Below are 3,383 nucleotides of genomic sequence, written 5' to 3' on the forward strand. Positions count from 1 at the left end.
GGGCTGCTGCACGCCGGCCCCGCCCCCGACGCCCTCCCCCGTCTCGCCGTCGTGCCGGGCGGCTCGACCAACGTCTTCGCCCGCGCCCTGGGGCTGCCCAACGACGCGGTGGAGGCCACGGGCGCGCTGCTGGACGCGCTGCACTCCGGCGGCGAGCGCACGGTGGGCCTGGGCCTGGCGGCCGGTACGCCGGGGACGGAGGACGCGGAGGTGCCGCCCCGGTGGTTCACCTTCTGCGCGGGCCTCGGTTTCGACGCGGGTGTGGTGGGCCGGGTGGAGCAGAAGCGCGAGGGCGGCAGGCGTTCGACGCACGCCCTCTACGTGCGCCAGGTGGTGCGGCAGTTCCTGGGCGACCCCTACCGCCGCCATGGGACGATCACCCTGCGGCGGCCCGGCGAGGAGCCGGTCGAGGAGCTGGCGCTGTCCATAGTCTGCAACACCGCGCCCTGGACCTATCTGGGCAACCGCCCGGTGTACGCGGCCCCCCGCGCGTCCTTCGACACCGCCCTCGACGTGCTCGGACTGACCCGGCTCACCCCTTCCGCGGTGACCCGCTACGGCACCCAGCTGCTGACCTCCTCGCCCGAGCGCGGCCCGCACGGCAAGCACGTGGTCTCGCTCCACGATCTGACCGACTTCACCTTGGAATCACAGGTGCCACTGCCGTTTCAGATGGACGGTGACCACCTGGGACTGCGTACGAGCGTGACGTTCACAGGCGTACGCCGTGCACTGCGTGTGATTGTGTAAGCGGATGTGGTGAAAGTCCTTTCACTCGAACGTTTAGGCCAGGTTCCACCCCCTGGAAGTACGGCTGTGACCTAGTCGACACCAAGGAATCAAAAAAAACTTTCCGGAAGGGGTTGTATCCGCCGCCGAGGTTTGCGAGTCTCTTCATGGCGATCGGGACGGTCGACGCCGACCCCCTTGAGAGCCCCGAATCCACCTCCTCATCCCTCGGGACACTCCCGGCGAAGCCGGGCGATGCCCCTTCCCTTGTGGAGGGATTCGTGAAAGCGTTCACATTCACAAGCAATTACCGCAACGCGTAGGAGATGGAGCAGCCATGGACTGGCGTCACAACGCCGTTTGCCGCGAGGAAGACCCCGAGCTCTTCTTCCCGATCGGCAACACCGGTCCTGCGCTGCTGCAGATCGAGGAAGCCAAGGCCGTCTGCCGCCGCTGCCCCGTGATGGAGCAGTGCCTGCAGTGGGCCCTGGAGTCCGGCCAGGACTCCGGTGTCTGGGGTGGCCTCAGTGAGGACGAGCGCCGCGCTATGAAGCGCCGCGCCGCCCGCAACCGGGCGCGCAAGGCCACTGCCTGACGCCCACCCCGCCACCTGCTGCCCCCGAGCCGCAGCGCGCAGTGCCCACAGTGCGCACCGCAACGACGACGCCGAGCCCCGGACCGTGCCCACGGTCCGGGGCTCGGCGCTGTGCGGGGGCCGGCGCCGGCCCCCGCACGGCACCGGGCCCCGGGATCCGCCGGACGGGCGTCAGCGCCTCTCCGGCTCCACGGGGATGTCCAGGACCACCCGGGTACCGCCCCCGGGGGCCGGGAGCATGTCGAAGCCTCCCTCCAACTCCCCCTCCACCAGCGTCCTCACGATCTGCAGCCCCAGGTTCCCGGCGGTGCGCACGTCGAAGTCCTCCGGCAGACCGCGCCCGTCGTCCTGCACGGTGACCAGCAGCCGCCCCTCCCCGTGGCCGGAGCCCGGTCCGCGGACGGCCGTGACCTCGACCGTGCCCCGCTCCCCCGGCCTGAACCCGTGCTCCAGGGCGTTCTGCAGCACCTCCGTGAGCACCATGGACAGTGGAGTGGCCACCTCGGCCACCAGCACGCCGAAGCGGCCCGTACGCCGCCCGGTGACCATGCCGGGGGAGATCTCGGCGACCATCGCCAGCACCCGGTCGGCTATCTCGTCGAACTCCACCCGCTCGTCCAGCGTCTGGGAGAGCGTCTCGTGGACGATGGCGATCGAGCCGACCCGGCGGACGGCCTCCTCCAGCGCCTCCCGCGCGGTGCCGCCGGTGCCCGCGCCGATCCGCCGGGCCTGGAGGCGCAGCAGGGCCGCGACGGTCTGGAGGTTGTTCTTCACCCGGTGGTGGATCTCCCGGATGGTGGCGTCCTTGGTGATCAGCTCCCGCTCCCTGCGGCGCAGTTCGGTGACGTCGCGCAGCAGGATGAGCGAACCGATGCGCACCCCCTTCGGTTTGAGCGGGATGGCCCGCAGCTGGACGACGCAGCCGTTGCCCTCGATCTCGGTCTCGCGCGGCGCCCAGCCGCTGGCGAGCTTGACCAGCGACTCGTCCACCGGGCCGCGGGAGGGCGCCAGTTCGGCGGTGGCCTGACCCAGGTGCAGTCCGACCAGGTCGGCGGCCAGCCCCAGCCGGTGGTAGGCGGAGAGCGCGTTGGGGCTGGCGTACTGGACGACGCCGTCGGCGCCGAGCCGGATCAGTCCGTCGCCGACCCGCGGGGAGGCGTCCATGTCGACCTGCTGGTCGGGGAAGGGGAACGATCCTGCGGCGATCATCTGCGCCAGGTCCGAGGCGCTCTGCAGGTAGGTCAGCTCCAGCCGGCTGGGCGTGCGCACCGTCAGCAGGTTGGTGTTGCGGGCGATGACGCCCAGGACGCGGCCCTCGCGGCGCACGGGGATGGACTCCACCCGCACCGGCACCTCCTCGCGCCACTCGGGGTCGCCCTCGCGGACGATCCGGCCCTCGTCCAGGGCGGCGTCCAGCAGTGGCCTGCGCCCTCTGGGCACGAGATGGCCGACCATGTCGTCCTGGTAGGAGGTGGGCCCGGTGTTGGGGCGCATCTGCGCCACGGAGACGTAGCGCGTGCCGTCCCGGGTCGGGACCCACAGCACCAGGTCGGCGAAGGAGAGGTCGGACAGCAGCTGCCACTCGGAGACCAGCAGGTGCAGCCACTCCAGGTCGGAGTCGCCGAGAGCGGTGTGCTGGTGTACGAGGTCGTTCATGGAGGGCACGGTGTGAGCCTAACCGGCGACCGATCCGGTCGTACGTCTGTGCATACGCGCCGTCGTGCGCAAGAATTGACGGCAGCCGCCCCGGCGAACCGGTGGTGTGTTCAAGGCGTGGACACGGGCCTGTGGTCCAGTCCACAATGGCGGCGGACTTCCGCCCTCCCCGCACAGGAGGGCGGAGCGAGACCGGGCGCTCTCTGCCCTGACTGCGCCGGGTCTCCGATCGCTCCGGGCTGCGGTGCCGGACGGGTTGAGGGTCCCGTCCCGGCGCCGCGGCCCGCGGGTGTCCCAGGGGCCTCCCAAGGCCCTTCGGGGCTTTCCGGGGCCGCGCTCGGAGTCCCCCCGCCGCTCTGCCTCCCGCGGCCTCCCGCCGCCTTCCACCGCCCCACCGTTTTCC

At 71.5% G+C, this 3,383-nt stretch carries 3 protein-coding genes; 2 read left to right on the forward strand and 1 reads right to left on the reverse strand.

Features of this window, described 5'->3' with window-relative positions:
* Together L7D48_RS27360 and L7D48_RS27365 are read left to right on the forward strand one after the other, a co-directional pair.
* Positions 1–750: diacylglycerol kinase family protein (locus tag L7D48_RS27360; protein ID WP_237883558.1), on the forward strand; the 750-nt coding region annotated here is incomplete at its 5' end.
* 316 nt (positions 751–1,066) lie between these two features.
* Positions 1,067–1,324, forward strand: a complete 258-nt coding sequence (locus tag L7D48_RS27365; RefSeq protein WP_028427873.1) for a WhiB family transcriptional regulator — start codon at positions 1,067–1,069, stop codon at positions 1,322–1,324.
* 171 nt (positions 1,325–1,495) lie between these two features.
* Here the strand turns inward: L7D48_RS27365 and L7D48_RS27370 are convergent, their stop codons facing one another.
* The gene (locus L7D48_RS27370) at positions 1,496–2,980 is read right to left on the reverse strand and encodes a PAS domain-containing sensor histidine kinase (RefSeq protein ID WP_237883560.1); all 1,485 of its coding nucleotides are present in this window, start codon (positions 2,978–2,980) and stop codon (positions 1,496–1,498) included.
* Positions 2,981–3,383: the final 403 nt, after the last annotated feature.

It is taken from the genome of Streptomyces sp. ICN903 (assembly GCF_022015835.1).
GTDB classification, from domain to species: Bacteria; Actinomycetota; Actinomycetes; order Streptomycetales; family Streptomycetaceae; genus Streptomyces; species Streptomyces fenghuangensis.